A 20,055-nucleotide genomic window follows, 5' to 3' on the forward strand; every position below is an offset into this window, starting at 1 on the left:
ACCGAGGGTCGGTGGGCGCGCGGGCAAGATGCCCGCGGTGCGTGCGGCTAAACTCCGGTGATGAAGCGTGGCACCAACCTGAAACTGACGCTGATGCTGCGCATCACGCTGCTCGCCGTGGCGATCGGTGCGCTCGCGTCGGCCGGCCTGATCTGGCGCACGACGACGCGGCTGCAGGCCGAGGCGGTGCGCAACGCCGATCTGGTATCGCGGCTGATCACCGACCAGATGTCGCGCCAGTTGAGCGGGCTCGAACTGAATATCGGCAAGCCCGACCTCGCGCGCTTCGCCGAATTTTCCGAAGTGACGCGACTGTGCGTGCAGTACTTCGACCTCGAAGGTTCGCTGTCCGCCAACAGTTGTCAGCAGCAGGCGCCGCCGGCGCAGGACACTGCGCAGGCACCCGCATGGTTCCGCGAACTGATCCGCTACATGTTGAACCGGCGCATCGATCGCGGTGCCGAAACCGTCGTCGACGGCGGCGAAGCGCCCGGCGTGAAGGTGGGGCGGCGTGTGCTGTGGTACCAGCCCTATGGCGTCGGCCTGGACGTCGGGCGCGCGCCCGGCCTGAAGATGGGCGAAGTGCTCATCCGCGTCGACGCCGATCGGGAAAGTGCCGCCGTGTGGAACGAAATCACGCGTCTGCTGATGTGGGCGGTGCTGGCATTGCTGGCGTTCAATGTGCTGATCTACTTCAGCATCGGCCGCGCGCTGCGCCCGGCGGCGGCGGTGCTGGACGGTCTGGGCAAGCTCGAGCGCGGCGATCTGGACGCGCGGCTGCCGGCCTTCGAACTGATCGAATTCGACCGCATCGGTTCGGTGTTCAACGCGATGGCCGGCAATCTGAAACAGAAGACGCAGGAACAGCAACGGCTGGCGCAGATGCTGCTCACCGTGCAGGAAGGCGAGCGCCGGCGACTGGCGCGCGAACTGCACGACGAATTCGGACAGAGCCTGGCGTCGATCAGCGCCGAGGCCGCCTGCGTCGTGGACGAAGCCGCGCGGCCGCAACCCGAGCCGACCGCGCTGCGCGCCAGCGGACAGACCGTATTGCGCACGGTCAGCGGCATGATGGAATCGCTGCACGGCATCCTGCGCGACCTGCGGCCGGTCGGACTCGACGAGTACGGGCTGATCGCCGGCCTCGACAAGCTGGTGCGCATGTGGGACGCCCAGGCGCGCGGCCGCTGCAGTTACCGGCTCGATGTGAGCGGCGATTTCGCCGACGTGCCGGATGACATCGCGATCAATCTGTATCGCATCGTGCAGGAATGTCTGACCAATGCGGCCAAGCATTCGGACGCGACTGCGGTCGACGTACAACTGGAACGACGCGCGGCGAGCGACGACATCCGCCTGCGCGTGAGCGACGACGGCGTCGTGCGCGGTCCTGACCTGCCGGCGCCGCAAGGAAAATCCGGCGGCTTCGGCCTGATCGGCGTGAAGGAAAGGGTGATCGCGCTCGGTGGTCGCGTGCAGTGGTCGGCGCGCGAACCGCAGGGGCTGGCGGTCGACATCGTCGTGCCCTGGCAACTGACCGATGGGGGAATCGCGGCATGACGGACACACCGGTCAGCGTGCTCCTGGTCGACGATCACGCGGTGGTGCGCGAAGGCTACCGGCGACTGATCGAGCGGCATCCTCCGCTGACCATCGCGGCCGAGGCCGGCTCGGGCGAAGAGGCTTACAGGCTCTATGTCGAACTGGCGCCGGACGTGGTGGTGATGGACATCACGCTGCCGGGCGCCAGCGGCATCCAGACGCTGCAGCACATCCTGCGGCGCGACCGCGATGCGCGCGTGCTCATCTTCACGATGCACCGCGATGCCACCTTCGTCGAAAAGGCGCTCGAATCGGGTGCGCTCGGCTACGTCACCAAAAGCTCGCCGCCCGACCTGCTGGTCGAGGCCATCTGCGCGGTGTACCACCGCCGGCAGACGCTGAGCCCCGACGTGCAGACGGAACTGGCGGCGCTGCGCCGCGCCGGCAGTGGCGCGAAGAACCCGCTGGCCGCGCTGAGCGCCCGCGAATTCGAAATCCTGCGCATGCTGGTCGCCGCGAAATCACGCGAGGACATCGCCGACACGCTGCACATCAGCGTGAAGACGGTGTTCAACATCCATTACCAGATCAAGTCCAAGCTCGGCGTGTCGACCGACATCGAGCTGATGCACGCGGCGCGCCAGCTCAAGCTGATCGACTGAGCAAGGCCGGACCGGACTTGTTGGCTCGCGTCGCGATCACGGTCGAAGCTCGATCGTTGGGCATCGCTGCGCTCACCCCCACCTACGCCTCATCCGGCCCCATAGTTCGGGGTGTGCGCAGCGACGCCCAACAAGTTGCGTTCACCCGCCCGACGCATCGTCCAGTCCCGTAGGTTGTGGTGAGCGCAGCGATGCCCGACAAGTGGCATCCATCCAGCCCGACGCACCGTCTCGAGCTGTAGGTTGGGGTGAGCGCAGCGATGCCCAACAAGATCACGTCCGCCCCGCGCGACGCATCGTCCAGCCCCGTAGGTTGGGGTGAGAGCAGCGATGCCCAACATGCCGCGCTCACCCGCGCAATGAATCGCCTGACGTCACCCGGCCGCTCAGCCGGCGGCCGGACGCGGTTGGCGCGGCGCGGCCTTGTCGAGCAGCGGCGCCAGATAGCGTCCGGTGTGCGACGCCGGCTCGGCGGCGACCTGTTCGGGCGTGCCGGTGGCGACGATGCGCCCGCCGCCGGCACCGCCTTCCGGGCCGAGGTCGATGATCCAGTCGGCGGTCTTGATCACGTCCAGATTGTGCTCGATGACGACGATGGTATTGCCGGCGTCACGCAGCCGTCCGAGCACGCCGAGCAGCATGTCCACGTCGTGGAAGTGCAGGCCGGTGGTCGGCTCGTCGAGGATGTACAGCGTGCGGCCGGTGTCGCGCTTCGACAGTTCCAGCGCCAGTTTCACGCGCTGCGCCTCGCCACCGGACAGCGTGGTCGCACTCTGGCCGAGGCCGATGTAGCCCAGCCCGACCTCGCACAGCGTTTCCAGCTTGCGCGCCACCGTCGGCACGGCGTCGAAGAAATCGCGCGCTTCGGTCACCTTCATCGACAGCACATCGTGAATGGTCTTGCCCTTGTAGCGGATGTCCAGCGTTTCGCGGTTGTAGCGGCGCCCGTTGCACACGTCGCACGGCACGAACACGTCGGGCAGGAAGTGCATTTCGACGCGCACCAGACCGTCGCCCTGGCAGGCTTCGCAGCGGCCGCCCTTCACGTTGAACGAGAAGCGGCCCGGGCCGTAGCCGCGCGAGCGCGCTTCCGGCACGCCGGCGAACAGTTCGCGGATCGGCGTCAGCAGGCCGGTATAGGTGGCCGGGTTGGAGCGCGGCGTGCGGCCGATCGGCGACTGGTCGACATTGATCACCTTGTCGAACAGGTCCAGCCCCTCGATCGCATCGTGCGCGGCCGGCAGTGCGGCCGAGCCATACAGATGGTGGGCGGCTGCGGCGTACAGCGTGTCGTTGATCAATGTGGACTTGCCCGAACCGGACACGCCGGTGACGCAGGTCAGCAGCCCGACCGGGATCGCCGCGTCGGTGCCGCGCAGGTTGTTGCCGCGTGCGCCGCGGATGTGCAGCCAGTCGTCCTTCGCCGCCGTGCGGGTTTGCGGCACCGCGATCTGCTTGCGGCCCGACAGGTAGGCACCGGTCAGGCTGGCTTCGCAGGCTTCGATGTCGGCCGGCGTGCCCTGTGCGATCACCTCGCCACCGTGCTGGCCGGCGCCGGGGCCCATGTCGACCACGTGGTCGGCCATTTCGATCGCTTCCTGATCGTGTTCGACCACGACCACCGTGTTGCCGAGATCGCGCAGCCGCGACAGCGTGCCGAGCAGGCGCGCGTTGTCGCGCTGGTGCAGGCCGATCGACGGCTCGTCGAGCACGTACATGACACCGGTCAGGCCGGAACCGATCTGGCTGGCCAGCCGGATGCGCTGCGCCTCGCCGCCGGACAGCGATTCGGCCGAGCGGTCGAGGCTCAGGTAGTCCAGTCCGACGTCGATCAGGAAGCCGAGCCGTGCGGCCACCTCGCGCATGATGCGGGCGGCGATCGCGGCGCGCGCGCCATCCAGTTCCATGTCATCGAAAATGGCCTTGCAGGCGCGCAGCGGCAGCCCGGCCAGTTCCGGCAGCGTGTGATCGGCCACCTTCACGTGGCGCGCATCGGAGCGGAGCCGCGTGCCCTTGCAGTCCGGGCATACCCTGGTGTTGCGGTACTTGCCCAGCTCTTCGCGCACGGCGACCGAATCGGTTTCGCGGTAGCGGCGTTCCAGGTTCGGCACCACGCCTTCGAACACGTGCTCGCGTATCGTCGCGCGGCCTGACTCCGACAGGTAACGAAAGGGGATGCGTTCCTTCCCCGAACCGTCGAGCACCACCGCCTGCAGCTTCGCCTCGAGTTCGTCGAACGGGGTGTCGATGTCGAATTTGTAGAAACCGGCCAGACTGGACAGCAACTGGAAGTAGAACTGGTTGCGCCGGTCCCAGCCGCGGATGGCGCCGGAGGCGAGCGACAGGTGCGGGTGGGCGACGATGCGCGCCGGGTCGAAGAAGGTGACCATGCCCAGGCCGTCGCAACTGGTGCAGGCGCCGGCCGGGTTGTTGAACGAGAAAAAGCGCGGCTCGAGTTCCGACACGCTGTGGCCGCACACCGGGCACGCGAAGCGGGCCGAAAACAGCTGTTCGGCGTCGCTGTCCATGTCCAGCGCGATGGCGCGGCCTTCCGCTTGCTGCAGCGCAGTTTCGATCGATTCGGCAAGGCGCTGGCGCATGTCGGGGCGTACCTTCAGGCGGTCGACGACGACATCTATCGTGTGCTTGATGTTCTTGTCGAGCCTGGGCAGCGCGTCGATGTCCATCATCTTGCCGTCGAGCCGCACGCGCACGAAGCCGCGCGAACGCAGTTCGGAAATCAGCTCGACCTGTTCGCCCTTGCGCTCGCTCACCACCGGCGCAAGGATGGCCACCTTGCTCTCTTCCGGCATCGCGAGTACCGCATCGACCATCTGCGACACGCTCTGCGCGGCCAGCGGCGCGCCATGCTCGGGGCAGTGCGGCGTGCCGACGCGCGCGAACAAGAGGCGCAGGTAGTCGTGGATTTCGGTCACCGTGCCGACGGTGGAACGCGGATTGTGGCTGGTCGCCTTCTGTTCGATCGAAATCGCCGGCGACAGCCCCTCGATCAGGTCGACATCCGGCTTTTCCATCAGCTGCAGGAATTGCCGCGCGTAGGCCGACAGCGACTCGACGTAGCGGCGCTGCCCCTCGGCATACAGCGTGTCGAACGCCAGCGAGCTCTTGCCGGAGCCCGACAGCCCGGTGATCACCGTCAGGCGGTCGCGCGGGATATCTATATTGATGTTCTTCAGATTGTGGGTGCGCGCCCCACGAATGCGTATCCAGTCCATCAGCCCGCCCGGTTTCATGCAACCGGCTATGAAAACCTATTTTCCGGGGAAAGGCGAGCACGCCGGGTGGTGGCGCGGGGAATTCGCGGGGATGACAAAACAACGGAGACTGGCGCTCGTCGATCCCAAAGCGCGGAATGCGGTGCGACCGCAGCGTCTTGAACCGGTCTGCGGGAGTCGAAGGCGCGGTTCGGGGCTCTTGTCCCGCCCGCAGCGAAACCGAACCGGCCGGCGCAGCCTTCGTGTGAGCGGCAAATGCCGTGAACGCTGCGCGTCAAACAGGCGCTGTCGGCACTCATCGTGCCATGTCAAACTTTGACATGCCTTGATAAGATGGCTGCTCTTGACCACGAGGCATGAATCATGGGTATGAATGTAAACCTCACCCCTCAACTCGAAGAGATGGTGCGGGCAAAGGTGAGCTCTGGCATGTACACGTCAGCTAGCGAAGTCGTCCGGGAAGCCCTCCGTCTGATGGAGGACCAGGACCGTCTGCGACAGGCGAAGCTGGCAGAACTGCGTCGCGAGGTCCGCGAAGGCCTGGACAGCGGGCCGAGTGAACCCTGGGACGCAGCGATACTGAAAAAGAAGGCGCGTGGTCGCCAGGCAGCGAAGTCGAGCGCCACGTAGGTGGCACGCGTCACGCTTCGTCCGATGGCGGAAGCCGATCTTCTCGAAATATGGACCTACATCGCCGAGCACAGCGTTGCCGAGGCCGATCGCTGGACCGATCGGCTGGACGACAGCCTGAGGCTGTGGGCGACGCAACCTCGCATGGAGCGTGCTCGCGACGAGTTGTCACCCGGAATCCGAAGCCTTGCGTTCGACCGGTACGTCGTTTTCTTCGAACCGTCACCCGATGGAATCGATGTTGTCCGAGTCCTGCATGGATCGAGAGACATCGACGAACAGTTCCGATAAACGTCTGGATCGTCCCCCCGGTGAAGGTGACTGGCGTCGAAAGCCGCGCGGCCCTTGTTGGCCGGCACGGCTTTACCTGCCGCTCGCATTCTGTCGGAAAAATTTACACTTTGCCTGTCTGCAGCAAAGTGGCCAATACTTCGGCCCAAAGACTGACGCGTTTCACGCTTGGGCCGTCCGCCCCGGTGATGTCGCGGCCGTTCCGGAACCCGGCGCCGCGGCGTTGTTCTGCGCCGGCCTGGCTGGTCTCGCACTGGCTCGTCGGCGCAACCGTTCGAACGCCTCGTAAGCTTTCTCTTTTATTACAGAGTGCAGGGCCGAGCTCAAGCACTCTGTAACCCCCGGTCGAAAAACCTGACGCCTGATCAGGTTGCGCTGTGCGCGACCTGGCATGCCGCCCGCCCGCGCCGCGGCCGCGCAGAAAAGCGTCCGGTCGGACGCAGCAGACCCTGCCGGCTTGCTAGAATCCCGGCTGACCGTTTTCCTGCCTCACATGACTCCCCCGACAAAAGACCGCATGACCCGCACGGAGCTGCGCGCGGGGGCTGCGCTGGCCTTCATCATTTCCCTGCGCATGCTGGGGCTGTTCCTCGTGCTGCCCGTGTTCGCGGTGTTCGCGCGCACGCTGCCGGGCGGCGACAACATCTTCTGGGTCGGTCTGGCGTTCGGCATGTTCGGCCTGTCGCAGGGCGTGATGCAGATTCCGCTCGGCGCCGCCTCGGACCGCTTCGGCCGCAAGCGCATCATCGTGATCGGCCTGCTGCTGTACGCCGCCGGCAGCGCGATGGCCGCCTGGGCGCCCGACATCAACTGGATGATCGCCGCCCGCATCCTGCAGGGCAGCGGTGCCATTTCGGCCGCGGCGACCGCGCTGGTGGCCGATCTGGTGCGCGACGAGCATCGCACCAAGATCATGGCGGTCATCGGCACGTCGATCGGCCTGGTGTTTGCGGGCTCGCTGGTGCTGGCGCCTGCGCTGTACGGCTGGATCGGCATGGAAGGCATCTTCCTGCTGATCGGCGGCCTGGCGCTCGCCGGCATACCGCTGCTGCTGTTCATCGTGCCGGACCCGGAACACGCGCCGGTCGCCAAGCCTGCGCCGTTCGCGCGCGTGTTCGGTGACCGCCAGCTGATGCGCCTCAATTTCGGCATGTTCGTCGTGCACATGGTGCAGATGGCCATGTTCCTGATGGTGCCGCTCGCCCTCGTGCAGGTGATGGACCTGCCGGTCGCCGAGCACTGGACGATCTACTTCCCGATCGTGATCGCCAGCTTCATCTGCATGATTCCGGCCATCATCTGGGCCGAACGCAAGTCGCGCGTGAAGACCGTTTTCCTTGCGTCCATCGTCACGCTGATCGCCTCGCAGGTGATGTTCCTGCTGCATCTCGACCTCGCATGGGTGCTGATCGGCGGCCTGTTCGTGTTTTTCGTGGCGTTCAACCTGCTCGAAGCCACGCTGCCGTCGCTGGTGTCGCGCATCGCGCCGCCGGACGCCAAGGGCGCGGCGCTGGGCGTGTTCAATACCGCGCAGTCCTTCGGTGCAGCGACCGGCAGCGCGGTCGGCGGTGCAATCGCGCTGCGCTTCGGCGAAGATGGCGTCTATCTGTTCTGCACCGTGCTGGCGGTCGTGTGGCTGCTGTGGGCGCGCAGCATGAAGCCGCCGCCGGTGGTCGCGCTGCGCGAGTATGTGATCGGCGACCATGTCGATCTGGACCGCCTGCGTGACCAGATCAACGACCTGCCCGGCCTGCGCGAAGCGCGCATCGAGGCCGAGCGTCGCATGGCTTTCCTGAAGGTGAATCTGGAACTGTGGGACGAAGACGTCGTGCGCAGGCTGCTCGACCAGCCGGTCGCCGGCACCTGAAATTATGCAAAGGGCGTAATCTGCCCGACGTGTAGCAAGATGCGGCGCGCAGCGCCGTTTTGATCATGCAGTCCGTGGGCCTCGTCGGGGCCCACGTTCAAGACACTCCGGGGGAGAAATCATGGCTTCTGTCAACAAGGTCATTCTGGTCGGCAATCTCGGGAAAGACCCGGAAACCCGCTACGCGCCGAATGGCGACGCGATCTGCAACATCACCGTCGCGACGACTGACAGCTGGAAGGACAAGGCGACCGGCGAAAAGAAGGAAATGACCGAGTGGCACCGCGTTGCCTTCTTCGGCCGGCTGGCCGAAATCGCCGGCCAGTATCTGCGCAAGGGTTCGTCGGTGTACGTCGAAGGCAGCCTGCGCACCCGCAAGTGGCAGGACAAGGACGGCAACGACCGCTACACGACCGAAATCCGCGCCGACCAGATGCAGATGCTGGGCAGCCGCCAGGGCATGGGCGGCGGCGGTGCCGGCAACGAAGGCTACAGCGGCGGTGCCGGCGGGGGCGACGATTTCGATCAGTCGCCGCGCCAGGCGCCCGCGGCGCGCGCGCCGCAGAAGCCCGCTCCGCAGTCCGCCCCGGCCAGCAGTTCGGGCGGCTTTGGCGGCATGGACGACGACATCCCGTTCTGATCCGGCGCGTCTGACGCCCGCGACGGCGCGCCTCAGGGCGCGCCGTTTGTCTTCCCGCGGCACGATGTGGCGGGTTCAGCCGGCTGGTGAACGACTGGCTGGCGGAAAATCTGCTGCATCGTCGAAACGATTGTCCAACAGGCCGTTGGACAATGCCTGCCCGGGTACGCAGGAGGCATGTTCAGGGCGCTCAATCGGCTTCGTGCCAGTCCAGCCACTGCAAACCCCGTACGCGGGAGAATTCGCGCACATTGCGCGTGACCAGCGTGGCCTGATGACGCAATACCGTAGCTGCGATCAGCGTATCGTGCGGGCCGATGGGCGTGCCCGTTGCCTCGAGTTCGGTGCGCAGACGGGCTGCCTGGGCGGCGCACTCGCTATCGAAGGGCAACACCTGCATCGGTCGCAGCAAGGCGGCCAATGCCGCCAGACGGGGAACGGCCGCCAGCGGCGGCAATCGCAAAAGACCGTAGCGAAGCTCGTATTCCACGATGGCCGGGACGGCAACATCAGCTGGCGACAGCGCTTGCAGACGCAGCACGACCTGAGGATCGCCGCGAAAGTAGTAACTGATGGTGTTGCTGTCGAGAATCAACATGGCAGGCGATCCAGTTCCCGCACTCAAAAACCCAGGCGCGGCGAGTCAGCCGGCTGGGCGACCGTGCTTTCCTCGTGCAACGGAAAATCGGGAAAACGCCCGGCTGAATCCAGACAATCCTGCGGCCACTCCTGGGCTGCGTACTTGCGGATGATGTCGGCCACCCAACGGCTTTTTGATACACCGTTGGCCTGCGCTGCCTGTTCCACCAACGCCTGCGTGGCATCGTCCAGATACAGCGTGATTTGCGACATGGCGGCGACTCCTGACGATTGAACAAGGCAAGTATATTTTAAAGTATATGTTGCCTCATGGGCGCGTCAAGCTCACGCGCGCTTCAGGTACGACGCGTCAAACGCCTGCGCGTCTGCCTAAGTTTTCAACGCACCGTTCGTCTTTCCGCGCCCGGGTCTGACCGCCACGAAGGCGCCGGCCGACACGAACAGCAGGCCGGCGATCAGCCAGCCGGACAGCGCCTCGCCGAGCAGCGGCGCGGCCATCACGCCGGCCAGCACCGGCACCAGTGCCACCAGTGCGCCGGTGCGTTGTGCCCCCAGTACCGCCACCGCTTTCAGGAACAGCACCATGGCGACGATCGTGACGGCCACGCCCTGGTAAAGGCCCTGCAACGCGAGCATCGACGGCGGTACGGCGTCGAGCGCTTTCGGCAGCCACAGCAGGTAGACCGGCAGGAACACGAGGGCCGACGCGAGTGCGACGAAGCGGGTCAGCGTCCACGGGTCGTAGGCCCATTTCCTGGCCAGCACCGAGTAGATCGCCCAGGCGAGCGAACTGCCGAGCAGCAGTGCGTCGCCGATCAGCAGTTCGGGCGTCCAGTTGCCGTGGCCGACCAGTTCGTGTCGCGTCACGCAGGCGATGCCCACAGCGATGAACACCAGCCCGGCGACGCTGGCGCCGCCTGGCCGCGCGCCGCTGATTGCCCAGGCGACGGCGGCGATCAGGAAGGGCTGCATGCCGGGCAGCAGGATGGCGCCGTGGGCGGCCGGGGCGAACTTGAATGCAGCGAATGCGAGCACGCCGTACAGCAGGCCACCCATCATGGCCAGCGCCCACAGCCTGCCGTCGCGCCAGGCGCCGCGCGGCAGGCTGCCGGCGAATGGCAGCAGGAGCAATGCGGCCGTGCCCAGACGCAGCGCCAGCGTGTCGTAGGGCGTCAGCGCACTTTTTCCGCCCATGCGTGACACGAGGATGAAGCCGGTCCAGATGGCGACGGTGCCGGCGGCGGCGAGATAGCCGCCCAGGCGGGATGACGGGGAGGCTTCGGTGGCACTCATGATGTGAACGAGCTGACGGGCGGGCGAGAGCTTAGCCGACCCGGCGCCCGGCAGGGCCGGAAGCTGATCAGGCTCAAGAAATGGAACGTAGTCCGGACTATTGTTCGGTTACGGAGCATGGGCTCCGACTGAAGCGGGAGCAGACATGAAAAAACGTTGCATCGGACTTGTCATCAAGGACCAGGATCCGCTGTTGCTGACCACTGGTGAGACGGTTGGCGACGCCTGCCGCCGCATGTGGGAGCGCCGCGTCGGCGCCGTGCTGGTCGTCGATGACCAGGGGGCGCTGGCCGGTATTTTCACTGGCCGGGATGCTGTGCGCATTCTGGCCGAGGCCCACGATGGTCCGAAAACCCGCCTGGCGGTCGCAATGACGCCGGATCCGCGCACCATCGGTCCGGCCGAAACCTCGCTCGACGCGTTGCGCGCGATGAGTGACGGCGGCTACCGTCACCTGCCGGTGGTCGAGGACGGGCGCATTCTCGGCGTGGTGTCGCGCGGCGACTTCAATGGCGTGGAGTTCGAACGTCTGGGCGACGAAACCAGCCTGTGGGAACGTATCTGCTGACTGAAGGCGGCGCGGGCGATCCGGGGACTTCCCGCCCCGCCCGCGCCTTGGGCGTAGCGAAGGCGGCGCGCGCGCGGCCCGCAATTCAATGTCGACAGACCCTAGAATCGCGCGATGCCCAGATTCCAGCTCCTGATCGCCGCGATCGAATTCGCGGCCACCCTTGCGTTTGCGCTGTCCGGTTTCATCGAGGCGGCGCGCCGTCGCATGGACGTGGTCGGGGTGTTCGCAGTTGCCTTCATCACCGCGTTCGGCGGCGGTACGGTGCGCGACGTGCTGCTCGATCGCCGGCCCTTCTTCTGGGTCGAACACCAGGCCCATGTGTGGCTGATCTTCCTGCTGTCGCTGGCGGCCGTGCCCTGGCTGCGCGCGCGCCACCACCATTTCACCGAACGCGCCATCCTGATTCCGGACGCGCTCGGCTTGGGGCTGTTCACGGTGACCGGCGTCGGCCTGGCTTACGAGGCAGGCATGCCGGTGTTCGTGTCGGCGATGATGGGCGTCATCACCGGCGTCTTCGGCGGCGTCATGCGGGACGTGATCTGCAACGAAGTGCCTTACGTGTTCCGCGACCATCGTCCGTATGCGCTGTGCGCCTTCGTCGGCGCCTGGGCGTATCTCGGCATGAATGCGCTCGCCGTCACGCCGCTGGTGTCGCTCGGTGTCGCGGTGGTGCTGATCGCCGGTCTGCGACTGCTGGCGGTGCTGACCGGCTGGTCGGTCCCGGGCTGGCGCGAGGACTGATCACCGGGGCGCCTGCGGACTGACGTCAACTGCGGACGTCAGTTGCGCTGCAGGCTGCCGTCGACCACGCGCACCCGGTCTCCGGCGCGCACGGCGGTATCGGCGCCTTCGGTGAAGCTGCGCTGCTCGCCGGTATCCATGCGCACGCTGATGCGGTAGCCGGATACATGTTCGTTGCGGTTCTTTTCGATCGTGTGGCCGGCGACCGCACCACCGACTGCGCCGACGGCCGTGGCGACCTTGCGGCCGCTGCCGCTGCCGATCTGGTTGCCGAGCAGGCCACCCACCACTCCGCCAACGGCTGCACCCACACCGCTGGCTTCACCTTCAGCCACGATGGGCTCCACTGCGATCACTTCACCCAGATCCGCGCGTACGGCCGGTGCCGGCGTTGCAGCGACCGTTCGGGGCTCAGCCGATTTCCGGATGACCGTGGCCGCTCGTTCCTGCTTCTCCGGCTCCGCGGCGCCGGATTGCGGGCCGATCGGGAAGGTGGATTGCGGATCGCACGCGGCGAGCATGACGCAACAACTGATCAGGCCGGCGCTGCCGACGATTTTTCGGGCGGTCTGTTTCATGATGGTCGGCCTCGTGGTCAGGTTCAGTGATTCAGGATCCGGGTCAGTGACAGCAGGCTTTCGCTGGCCGCTGCGGCGGCCTGTTCGACGGGACCCTCGTCCGGGCCGGTGACGATCAGCGCGACGGTGGCGATCACCATCAGTGCGCACATCAGAAGTTGTGCTGCGGACATCGATGTCTCCGGTCGGTATTCAATCGCGTGGGGAAGTGGATGGCATGAAGCCGTGACCAGAGCTTAAGAGTGGCGCTGCGGGCAACCCGTCAGCATCGGGCGCACCCGCTGTCGGCCCCGTCCTACAAGAATGTGCAGCGCATATGGAACGGGTCTTCGGGTAGGATGCGGCGCGTCGCATGCCGCACGGATCCGCGCGGCAAACCTTCACAACGGAATATCGATATGGCTGGCGCCAGCCTTCTTGCACTGATCGACGACATCGCCAGCGTGCTTGACGACGTATCGGTACTGACCAAAGTTGCCGCGAAAAAGACCGCCGGCGTGCTGGGTGACGATCTGGCGCTGAACGCGCAGCAGGTCGCCGGCGTCAAGGCCGACCGCGAGCTGCCGGTGGTGTGGGCGGTGGCGCTGGGTTCGATGCGCAACAAGCTCATTCTCGTGCCGGCGGCGCTGGCCATCAGTGCTTTCGTGCCGGCGGCGGTCACGCCGCTGCTGATGGTGGGCGGGCTGTTCCTCTGTTACGAAGGCTTCGAGAAACTTGCCCATGGATTCCTGCACAGCCCGGACGAGGATGTGGCGACGCGCAAGGAACACCTGGCGGCGCTGGCTGGTGCCGAAGTCGATCTGGTGGCGCTGGAAAAGGACAAGATCAAGGGCGCGATACGGACCGACTTCATCCTGTCGGCAGAAATCATCGCCATCACGCTGGGCACCGTTGCCGATGCGCCATTCGGCACCCAGGTCGCCGTGGTGGCCGGCATCGCCGCCATCATGACCGTCGGCGTGTACGGTCTGGTGGCAGGTATCGTGAAGCTGGATGACGGCGGGCTTTACCTCAGCCGTTCGGGCTCGGCGCCGCTGCGCGCCTTCGGCCGCGGCATCGTCGCCGCTGCGCCCTGGCTGATGAAATTCCTGTCGGTGGCCGGCACGGCCGCGATGTTCCTGGTCGGCGGCGGCATCCTGACGCACGGCATTGCGCCGCTGCACGACGCAATCGGACACCTGACCGAAACGGTGGCGCAGTCTGCGGGCACGGTGGCCGGCGTTCTGCTGCCCTTCATTGCCGACGCGCTGACCGGCATCGTCGCCGGCGCGCTTACGCTGGCCGTCGTGCTGGGCGTGAAGAAGCTGCGCGGCGCCAGGGGCGCATAACAACGGTCTGTTCTCGCGGACAGCGCCCGCGCGCTCAGCCAGCCGGACTGAGGTCGGGCTTCAGTGCGCCGCGGTCGTCGAACACGACGCAGTTGCCGTGCCAGTGGGCGCCGCCCACCTCTTCGAAGTAGCGCAGGATGCCGCCCTCGAGCTGATATACCTGCGTGAAGCCGGCCTTCTTCATCAGCGGCGCGGCCTTTTCGCAGCGGATGCCGCCGGTGCAGAAGGTGACGATGGGCGTGTCCTTCAGGTTGGCATACTGCTCGAGCGCCGCCGGGAACTGGCCGAAGCTGTCGACACCCGGGTCGAGTGCCTGGTCGAAACTGCCCTGTTCCACTTCCCAGCGGTTGCGCGTGTCGATGATGACGAAACGGCGGCCTTCGTCGTACCAGCGCTTCAGTTCCGCCGGCGGCAGGTAGGGCGCCGGCGTCTCGGCCGGATCGAAATCCGGCGCGCCGACGGTGACGATCTCCTTCTTCAGGCGCACGCGCAGGCGTTTGAAAGGCACCGCGTCCGAATAGCTCCATTTCGCGTCAAGCCCGGCAAGACGCGGATCTTCCGCCAGTTCGGCAAGGAAGGCGCGCAGGTTGTCGGCCGCGCCGGCCAGAAACAGGTTGATGCCTTCAGTCGCCAGCAGCACCGTGCCCAGCAGGCCGCGAGAGTGCGCGGCTTCGTGGATGCGCGCTCGCAGCGCATCGCGCTCGTCCAGTCGTATGAAGCGATAGGCGGCAATGTTGGCGAAACGGGACATGAGTGACTCAATCAGGACGGTCAGAAAGTATACCGTGTGGTCTGGACACACTATTGAAGGCTGAACCTTGATGACTCGTGCTCCGCGCAAGGAAATGCATCGCAGCCACCGCAGCGGCTGGCTGCGTGCCGCCGTCCTGGGCGCCAACGACGGTGTGGTGTCGACCGCCAGCCTGATCGCTGGCGTAGCCGCCGCGAATGCGACGCCGCAGGTCGTGCTGCTGACCGGCGTGGCCGGACTGGTGGCCGGAGCCATGTCGATGGCGGCCGGCGAATACGTGTCGGTCCATTCGCAGGCGGACACGGAACGGGCGGACATCGAGCAGGAGCGGCGCGAGCAGGAGAATGATCCGGTGCATGAAATGAGCGAACTCGCCGCTATCTACGTCGGGCGAGGGCTCGATCCGTCGACCGCCGACGAAGTGGCGCGCCAGCTGATGGAACGTGACGCGCTGCAAGCGCATGCGCGTGACGAACTGGGGATTCCGGTCGATGGTCAGGCGCGTCCGCTGCAGGCCGCGCTGACATCGGCGCTGGCCTTTGCGGCGGGCGCCGGCATTCCCCTGCTCGCCGTCGTGCTGGCGACGGAAGACGCCATGACGACGGCCGTGACCGTCGCGTCGCTGGTTTCGCTGATGGGGCTGGGCGCCGTGGCGGCGCGGGTCGGCGGTGCGTCACCGTTGCGTGGCGCGCTGCGCGTCACTTTCTGGGGCGCGGCAGCCATGGGGCTGACTGCGCTGGTCGGATCCTGGTTCGGTGTTGCCGTCTGAGCCGGGTCCGAGTCGTCGAGGCGACCACGATTCAAGTCTCGGTCTGACGCCTCGTTTCAACCCTCGCCACTTGACGCTTTCGTCGCGCAACCCCGCTCATCCGAGCGCCTTCACCAGGTTGTAGGCACTGAGCGCGCTGATCAGCAGGCCGACCAGCACGAGCAGCGCGCGCGCCGGCAGGGCGCGGCACAGGAAGGCGGCCAGCGGCGCGGCGAACATGCCGCCCGCCACCAGCCCGGCGACGGTGGCCCACGGTGCGGCGTCGATGAACAGCACGAAGGCGCCGGCGCTGGCGATGGCGATGAAGAACTCGGCGAAATTCACCGAACCGATGGTGCGTCGCGGGTCCTGGCCGGCACCGACCAGACTGGTGGTGACCACCGGGCCCCAGCCGCCGCCGCCGGCTGCATCGACAAAACCGCCGAACAGGGCCAGTTTGGCGACGTGCTTCGGTTCCTGCGCCGGCTTGCGACGGTGGCGCCAGGCCTTGGTCAGCACATAGACACCCATCAGCAGCAGGTAACCGGAAATCCAGGGCTTGAGCGCCGCGCCATCGAGCTGGGTGACGAAAAGCGCGCCCAGCACCCCACCGATCACGCCGGGCACCAGCAGACGCAGCATCAGCTTGCGATCGACATTTCCCAGCCGCAGGTGCGACAGGCCGGACAGTCCGGTGGTGAAGATTTCAGCGATGTGCACGCTTGCGCTGGCCACCGCGGGGGACGCCCCGGTGCCGAGCAGGAAGGTGGTGGCGGAAATGCCGTAAGCCATGCCGAGTGCACCGTCGATGCTCTGCGCGATGAAACCGACGGCGGCAGCCGTGAGGAATTCCTCCGATGTGACGACCTCGATGACGATGGCCAGCGCCGCGGCCGGATCGCTCACCGGAAGACCGCGCACCAGCAGGACCGTGGCGAGGCCGAACAGCGTGAAGCCGATCAGCCAGGTGGCGACGGTGACCAGCGGATGCGCCTGGGCGCGGTCGATGACCTGTTCGACCGGCGGCAGGCCGAGGGCTTCGTGGGCTTGCCCGACGGCGGTCGGTCGGGTGTCGATGTGGCGGATTTTCACTGCGCTGCACTCCTAGAGGAGGGCGCAGTCTAGCCAGCAATGCTTATCTCAAAAAGTGATATTTGATTCTAACGATAGGTCGGAAAAGCATTTGCCATCAGTAGAACGGCCGGCGCCAATAGCCCCATGGATAACCCGGGTAGCCGGGGTAGCCGAACATCCACATGCGTTCGCGTTCGCGCATGGCCTCGCGCGCCCGGGTGGCTTCGAGCAGTGTGACCTGCATGTGGTCGATCACCTCGTCGGACACACCCAGTTCGCGCAGATTGGCCAGTTCCGATGCCTTCAGCGCATACAGGCCGCCGCTTTCGTCGATGCGCTGGATGATTTCGGCCGGCGTCAGCCCGTCCTTCGACATCTGCACGATTTCATCGGTGGTCGGTGCTGGCGGGCGCGGCGGGTAGGTCGCGCAGCCACCCAGCATCACGGCAAGCAGGGCGACAAGTATCCAGCGGCTATTCGGCATTTCGGGTGCTCCGGCATCGTTTCATGATCGTTTGAGTCAGGGCGGGGTGGTCAAGTTCGCGGCACCCGGAAACAGCCGCGTCCAGACCGCAGTGATGGCAGCTCGCTCGACGACCACCTGCGCCGGGTCGACGCGCGCCTTCGGCGCGTCGTTCAGGCGCAGGCCATGCTGCAGATGCCGCAGGCGGCGATAGGCGTTGCCGGCGGCGACCGCGTCCAGCGCCGGCAGCAGGCCGACCTGCGAGGCAATGCGCAGCAGCGCGATGTTGCCGAGGTTTCCGGTCAGTTCGGGGTAACGCGATGCGTAGGCCAGCACCAGGTACTGCACCGCGAATTCGAGGTCGATCAGGCCGCCCGGATCGTGCTTGATGTCGAACAGGTCGGATTTGTTGGCATGGCCTTCGCGCATCTTGCGCCGCATGTCGAGCACCTCGCGCCGCAGCGTCGAGAGGTCGCGGTCGCGCGTCAGCACCTCGTTGCGGATGGCTTCGAACTGCTCGCCGACCTGTGCATCGCCGGCCGAAAAGCGGGCGCGGGTGAGCGCCTGGTGCTCCCACACCCAGGCGGATTTTTGCTGATAGTCGCGGAAGGCTTCGACCGAACTGACCAGCAGGCCGGATTCGCCATTCGGTCGCAGGCGGGTGTCGGTTTCGAACAGCGTGCCGGCGCTGGTGTGGCTGGACAGCCAGGTCAGCAGGCGCTGCGCCAGCCGGGCGTAGATTTCGGGCGCCGATTCGTGGTCGTCGTCGAACAGGAAGATCACGTCCAGATCGGACGCGTAACCCAGCTCCTTGCCGCCCAGCTTGCCGTAGCTGATGACCGCGAAGCGCGGTGTGTCGCGATGGCGCCGCGCCAGCTTGCGCCAGCACAGGTCGAGCGTGACGCGCAGCATCACGTCGGCCAGCGCCGACAGGTGGTCGGACAGCCGCTCGACCGACAGTTCGCCCGCCAGATCGCGCGCCAGCAGCCGGAATACCTGCGCATGGTGGGCGTCGCGCATGGTGTCCATCTGGCGTTCGGTGTCGTCGCCCAGATCGTCGAGCTGCACGCGCAACGCCGCTTCGAAGGCCGGCCACTCCGGTTCGGCGGTCAGCAGCCGGGCGTCCAGCAATTCGTCGAGCAGGATGGGGTGGCGCACCAGATAGCCGGCGGCCCAGCTCGACGCACCGATCAGCCGTGCCACCTGGCCGAGTGCCTGCGGAAATTCTGCCAGCAGCGCCAGGTAGGCGGCGCGCCGGCTGATTGCTTCCAGAAGATCAAGCCCGCGCAGCGCGGTCGCCGTCGGGTGAGGTGTTTCGCGACACACTTCGAGCAGTTTGGGTACCAGCGCGTCGACCCGGCTGCGCGACGTGTCGGGCAGTTGCCGGTAGCGGCTGCCTGACTTGAACGCAGCAAGCCTGTTCGACAGGTCTTCCGGCTCGCTGAAGCCCATGGCGGCGAGTGCGCTGCGGCAGTCGTCGCCCTGGTCGGCGTCCTGCCACAGCGCGCGCGGCGCGGAGGTGTCCGATTCCTGCGCGCCGAACACGGCGTCGAAGTGACGGCTGACCCGGCCGCGGTGCGCATCGAGTTCGGTCAGCAGGCCCGCGTAGTCGTCGAACCCCATCGCGCTGGCGATCAGCGACTGGTCGGCGGGGTCGGCCGGCAGCTTGTGCGTCTGCGCGTCGTCGAGGTACTGCAGCCGGTGTTCCAGCCGGCGCAGGAACACGTAGGCGGCGTGCAGTTCGTCCACCGCCTCTTCGGTCATCACGCCGCGCATCGCCAGCCGGTCCAGCACCTTCTGGGTTGGCCGGATCTGCAGCGCGCTCTCGCGGCCGCCGCGGATCAGCTGGAACACCTGGGCGATGAATTCGATCTCGCGGATGCCGCCCGGGCCGAGCTTCACGTTGTCTGCCATGTCGCGCCGCGCCACTTCGCGGCGGATCTGCGCGTGCAGGTCGCGCATCGCGTTGATGGCGCCGAAATCGAGGTATTTGCGGAACACGAACGGCTTGCGCAGCGACTCGAGCTCGTCGTGCCGGCTGCCGGTCAGCGCGCGCGCCTTGATCCAGGCATAGCGTTCCCACTCGCGGCCCTGGGTGAAGAAGTAGTTTTCGAGCATGTCGAAACTGACCGCCAGCGGGCCGCTGTCGCCATTCGGGCGCAGCCGCATGTCGACCCGGAACACGAAGCCGTCGGCGGTCACTTCGGACAGCAGTTCGATCACCTTGCGGCTCAGCCGCGTGAAGAAATCGAAATTGTCGATGTGCTTGCCGAGCCCGTTGGGCGTGTCGGCATCGGTTTCACCGCTTTCCGGATAGACGAAGATGAAATCGACGTCGGAACTGACGTTCAGCTCGCGCCCGCCCAGTTTGCCCATGCCGATGCAGATGAAGGGCTGCACGGCGCCGGCGCTGCCGTCTTCCGTTTCGCCGCGCGGCTCGCCGAAACGCGCAACGAGCGGGATGCGCGCCTGATCGGCCGCCACGCGCACCGTCAGTTCGGCCAGCAGCGTCATGCCCTCGGTGACTTCGTCCAGGTCGGCCAGGCCAGCCAGATCGCGCACGATGAGATGGGCCATCGTGCGGGCACGCAGGAGGCGCAGCGCGCGCTTGATGCCGGCTTCGTCGCCCGTCTCGAATGGCGTCTGCGCCAGCCAGTCTTCGAGAACAGCCGCACTGGCATGCGCCTGCAGGGTGTCGGTCAGCGCGTTGATCAGCGCCGGTCGGGCATCGAGCAGACGGTCGAGGTAGCGGCTGTGCCGTCGGGCGTGGGCAATGGCGGTGGGTGCGTCCATGTGTCGTCTCTGCGGTCGGTCGTGACAAGGCGGGGTCGGCGCACGCGCCGGGCCCGGTGCATCGGCCCGCCCGGCGCCTTGCGCGCCTGTTGTAAGGACTCCCTACAAAACGCGCCGGGTGCGACGTTGCGGGTAAACTCCCGCATCGTCCCACAAACGCAGTCATCCTCCTGTTGACTGCAGGCCCTGATCTTGTCCGAATCCTCCTCCGCCGATGTCACCCACCGGTCCGCAGACCCACACCCGG

21 protein-coding genes are annotated in these 20,055 nt (G+C 66.5%); 11 read left to right on the plus strand and 10 right to left on the minus strand.

Features of this window, described 5'->3' with window-relative positions; all coding sequences use genetic code 11:
* Positions 1-60: 60 nt before the first annotated feature.
* Both Q8Q80_RS06565 and Q8Q80_RS06570 read left to right on the plus strand, forming a co-directional pair.
* Positions 61-1,560, plus strand: a complete 1,500-nt coding sequence (locus Q8Q80_RS06565) for a sensor histidine kinase (protein WP_305632153.1) — start codon at positions 61-63, stop codon at positions 1,558-1,560.
* A complete protein-coding gene (locus Q8Q80_RS06570; protein WP_305632154.1) occupies positions 1,557-2,204 on the plus strand; it encodes a response regulator transcription factor in 648 nt (215 codons plus the stop codon). Before Q8Q80_RS06565 ends, Q8Q80_RS06570 begins: the two co-directional genes overlap by 4 nt.
* Before the next feature lie 386 nt (positions 2,205-2,590).
* Here Q8Q80_RS06570 and uvrA read toward each other — a convergent pair whose 3' ends face one another.
* The gene (gene uvrA, locus Q8Q80_RS06575; RefSeq protein ID WP_305632267.1) at positions 2,591-5,440 is read right to left on the minus strand and encodes an excinuclease ABC subunit UvrA; all 2,850 of its coding nucleotides are present in this window, start codon (positions 5,438-5,440) and stop codon (positions 2,591-2,593) included.
* Between the two features lie 369 nt (positions 5,441-5,809).
* Between uvrA and Q8Q80_RS06580 the strand changes: the two genes are divergently transcribed.
* The 5 genes from Q8Q80_RS06580 (at position 5,810) to ssb (ending at position 8,868) form a co-directional block, all read left to right on the plus strand.
* The gene (locus Q8Q80_RS06580; protein ID WP_305632268.1) at positions 5,810-6,070 is read left to right on the plus strand and encodes a type II toxin-antitoxin system ParD family antitoxin; all 261 of its coding nucleotides are present in this window, start codon (positions 5,810-5,812) and stop codon (positions 6,068-6,070) included.
* Entirely contained in the window at positions 6,071-6,361 is a 291-nt protein-coding gene (locus tag Q8Q80_RS06585; protein ID WP_305632155.1) for a type II toxin-antitoxin system RelE/ParE family toxin, read from the plus strand.
* Positions 6,327-6,650, plus strand: a complete 324-nt coding sequence (locus Q8Q80_RS19790) for a PEP-CTERM sorting domain-containing protein (protein ID WP_371132710.1) — start codon at positions 6,327-6,329, stop codon at positions 6,648-6,650. Before Q8Q80_RS06585 ends, Q8Q80_RS19790 begins: the two co-directional genes overlap by 35 nt.
* A gap of 228 nt (positions 6,651-6,878) precedes the next feature.
* The gene (locus Q8Q80_RS06590) at positions 6,879-8,228 is read left to right on the plus strand and encodes an MFS transporter (RefSeq protein WP_371132716.1); all 1,350 of its coding nucleotides are present in this window, start codon (positions 6,879-6,881) and stop codon (positions 8,226-8,228) included.
* 121 nt (positions 8,229-8,349) lie between these two features.
* Positions 8,350-8,868, plus strand: coding sequence for a single-stranded DNA-binding protein (gene ssb / locus Q8Q80_RS06595; protein WP_305632157.1), 519 nt, complete (start codon positions 8,350-8,352; stop codon positions 8,866-8,868).
* A gap of 190 nt (positions 8,869-9,058) precedes the next feature.
* Here the strand turns inward: ssb and Q8Q80_RS06600 are convergent, their stop codons facing one another.
* The 3 genes from Q8Q80_RS06600 to Q8Q80_RS06610 form a co-directional block, all read right to left on the minus strand.
* On the minus strand, positions 9,059-9,466 hold the full coding sequence (locus Q8Q80_RS06600; protein ID WP_305632158.1) for a type II toxin-antitoxin system VapC family toxin: 408 nt from the start codon (positions 9,464-9,466) through the stop codon (positions 9,059-9,061).
* A 23-nt stretch (positions 9,467-9,489) separates the two neighbouring features.
* Complete coding sequence (locus Q8Q80_RS06605; RefSeq protein ID WP_305632160.1) at positions 9,490-9,720, minus strand: CopG family transcriptional regulator; 231 nt, start codon at positions 9,718-9,720, stop codon at positions 9,490-9,492.
* Between the two features lie 117 nt (positions 9,721-9,837).
* The gene (locus tag Q8Q80_RS06610) at positions 9,838-10,761 is read right to left on the minus strand and encodes a DMT family transporter (RefSeq protein ID WP_305632161.1); all 924 of its coding nucleotides are present in this window, start codon (positions 10,759-10,761) and stop codon (positions 9,838-9,840) included.
* A gap of 145 nt (positions 10,762-10,906) precedes the next feature.
* On the opposite strand from Q8Q80_RS06610, the gene Q8Q80_RS06615 reads away from it, so the two are divergent.
* Together Q8Q80_RS06615 and Q8Q80_RS06620 are read left to right on the plus strand one after the other, a co-directional pair.
* Complete coding sequence (locus Q8Q80_RS06615; RefSeq protein ID WP_305632162.1) at positions 10,907-11,329, plus strand: cyclic nucleotide-binding/CBS domain-containing protein; 423 nt, start codon at positions 10,907-10,909, stop codon at positions 11,327-11,329.
* 114 nt (positions 11,330-11,443) lie between these two features.
* Entirely contained in the window at positions 11,444-12,073 is a 630-nt protein-coding gene (locus tag Q8Q80_RS06620; protein ID WP_305632163.1) for a trimeric intracellular cation channel family protein, read from the plus strand.
* 38 nt (positions 12,074-12,111) lie between these two features.
* Here Q8Q80_RS06620 and Q8Q80_RS06625 read toward each other — a convergent pair whose 3' ends face one another.
* Positions 12,112-12,651 (minus strand): glycine zipper 2TM domain-containing protein, encoded by a 540-nt coding sequence (locus Q8Q80_RS06625; protein WP_305632164.1) that lies wholly within the window; start codon positions 12,649-12,651, stop codon positions 12,112-12,114.
* Positions 12,652-12,674: 23 nt separating this feature from the next.
* Positions 12,675-12,824: a hypothetical protein gene (locus tag Q8Q80_RS06630; RefSeq protein ID WP_305632165.1), complete on the minus strand. Its 150-nt coding sequence runs from the start codon at positions 12,822-12,824 to the stop codon at positions 12,675-12,677.
* A 225-nt stretch (positions 12,825-13,049) separates the two neighbouring features.
* Between Q8Q80_RS06630 and Q8Q80_RS06635 the strand changes: the two genes are divergently transcribed.
* Entirely contained in the window at positions 13,050-13,979 is a 930-nt protein-coding gene (locus tag Q8Q80_RS06635) for a DUF808 domain-containing protein (protein WP_305632166.1), read from the plus strand.
* A gap of 34 nt (positions 13,980-14,013) precedes the next feature.
* Here Q8Q80_RS06635 and Q8Q80_RS06640 read toward each other — a convergent pair whose 3' ends face one another.
* Positions 14,014-14,730 carry a rhodanese domain-containing protein gene (locus Q8Q80_RS06640; protein WP_305632167.1) on the minus strand — a complete coding sequence of 239 codons (717 nt, stop codon included), beginning with the start codon at positions 14,728-14,730 and terminating at the stop codon, positions 14,014-14,016.
* 70 nt (positions 14,731-14,800) lie between these two features.
* On the opposite strand from Q8Q80_RS06640, the gene Q8Q80_RS06645 reads away from it, so the two are divergent.
* Entirely contained in the window at positions 14,801-15,499 is a 699-nt protein-coding gene (locus Q8Q80_RS06645) for a VIT family protein (protein ID WP_305632168.1), read from the plus strand.
* Positions 15,500-15,595: 96 nt separating this feature from the next.
* Here the strand turns inward: Q8Q80_RS06645 and Q8Q80_RS06650 are convergent, their stop codons facing one another.
* The 3 genes from Q8Q80_RS06650 to glnE form a co-directional block, all read right to left on the minus strand.
* Positions 15,596-16,570 (minus strand): sulfite exporter TauE/SafE family protein, encoded by a 975-nt coding sequence (locus Q8Q80_RS06650; RefSeq protein ID WP_305632169.1) that lies wholly within the window; start codon positions 16,568-16,570, stop codon positions 15,596-15,598.
* 97 nt (positions 16,571-16,667) lie between these two features.
* Positions 16,668-17,036: a hypothetical protein gene (locus Q8Q80_RS06655; RefSeq protein WP_305632170.1), complete on the minus strand. Its 369-nt coding sequence runs from the start codon at positions 17,034-17,036 to the stop codon at positions 16,668-16,670.
* Between the two features lie 36 nt (positions 17,037-17,072).
* The gene (gene glnE / locus Q8Q80_RS06660; protein ID WP_305632171.1) at positions 17,073-19,808 is read right to left on the minus strand and encodes a bifunctional [glutamate--ammonia ligase]-adenylyl-L-tyrosine phosphorylase/[glutamate--ammonia-ligase] adenylyltransferase; all 2,736 of its coding nucleotides are present in this window, start codon (positions 19,806-19,808) and stop codon (positions 17,073-17,075) included.
* Positions 19,809-20,055: the final 247 nt, after the last annotated feature.

It is taken from the genome of Methyloversatilis sp. (assembly GCF_030698125.1).
Taxonomy (GTDB): Bacteria; Pseudomonadota; Gammaproteobacteria; order Burkholderiales; family Rhodocyclaceae; genus Methyloversatilis.

Excerpts from the sequence above, each read along its gene's own strand:
- Q8Q80_RS06580 (WP_305632268.1), top strand. The coding sequence starts at position 5,810 with ATGAATGTAAACCTCACCCCTCAACTCGAAGAGATGGTGCGGGCAAAG.
- Q8Q80_RS06645 (WP_305632168.1), top strand. The coding sequence starts at position 14,801 with ATGACTCGTGCTCCGCGCAAGGAAATGCATCGCAGCCACCGCAGCGGC.
- Q8Q80_RS06610 (WP_305632161.1), bottom strand. The coding sequence starts at position 10,761 with ATGAGTGCCACCGAAGCCTCCCCGTCATCCCGCCTGGGCGGCTATCTC.
- Q8Q80_RS06620 (WP_305632163.1), top strand. The coding sequence starts at position 11,444 with ATGCCCAGATTCCAGCTCCTGATCGCCGCGATCGAATTCGCGGCCACC.
- Q8Q80_RS06570 (WP_305632154.1), top strand. The coding sequence starts at position 1,557 with ATGACGGACACACCGGTCAGCGTGCTCCTGGTCGACGATCACGCGGTG.
- Q8Q80_RS06600 (WP_305632158.1), bottom strand. The coding sequence starts at position 9,466 with ATGTTGATTCTCGACAGCAACACCATCAGTTACTACTTTCGCGGCGAT.
- Q8Q80_RS06635 (WP_305632166.1), top strand. The coding sequence starts at position 13,050 with ATGGCTGGCGCCAGCCTTCTTGCACTGATCGACGACATCGCCAGCGTG.
- glnE (WP_305632171.1), bottom strand. The coding sequence starts at position 19,808 with ATGGACGCACCCACCGCCATTGCCCACGCCCGACGGCACAGCCGCTAC.
- Q8Q80_RS06590 (WP_371132716.1), top strand. The coding sequence starts at position 6,879 with ATGACCCGCACGGAGCTGCGCGCGGGGGCTGCGCTGGCCTTCATCATT.
- Q8Q80_RS06655 (WP_305632170.1), bottom strand. The coding sequence starts at position 17,036 with ATGCCGAATAGCCGCTGGATACTTGTCGCCCTGCTTGCCGTGATGCTG.
- Q8Q80_RS06605 (WP_305632160.1), bottom strand. The coding sequence starts at position 9,720 with ATGTCGCAAATCACGCTGTATCTGGACGATGCCACGCAGGCGTTGGTG.
- Q8Q80_RS06630 (WP_305632165.1), bottom strand. The coding sequence starts at position 12,824 with ATGTCCGCAGCACAACTTCTGATGTGCGCACTGATGGTGATCGCCACC.
- uvrA (WP_305632267.1), bottom strand. The coding sequence starts at position 5,440 with ATGGACTGGATACGCATTCGTGGGGCGCGCACCCACAATCTGAAGAAC.
- Q8Q80_RS19790 (WP_371132710.1), top strand. The coding sequence starts at position 6,327 with ATGGATCGAGAGACATCGACGAACAGTTCCGATAAACGTCTGGATCGT.
- Q8Q80_RS06640 (WP_305632167.1), bottom strand. The coding sequence starts at position 14,730 with ATGTCCCGTTTCGCCAACATTGCCGCCTATCGCTTCATACGACTGGAC.
- Q8Q80_RS06615 (WP_305632162.1), top strand. The coding sequence starts at position 10,907 with ATGAAAAAACGTTGCATCGGACTTGTCATCAAGGACCAGGATCCGCTG.
- ssb (WP_305632157.1), top strand. The coding sequence starts at position 8,350 with ATGGCTTCTGTCAACAAGGTCATTCTGGTCGGCAATCTCGGGAAAGAC.
- Q8Q80_RS06625 (WP_305632164.1), bottom strand. The coding sequence starts at position 12,651 with ATGAAACAGACCGCCCGAAAAATCGTCGGCAGCGCCGGCCTGATCAGT.
- Q8Q80_RS06565 (WP_305632153.1), top strand. The coding sequence starts at position 61 with ATGAAGCGTGGCACCAACCTGAAACTGACGCTGATGCTGCGCATCACG.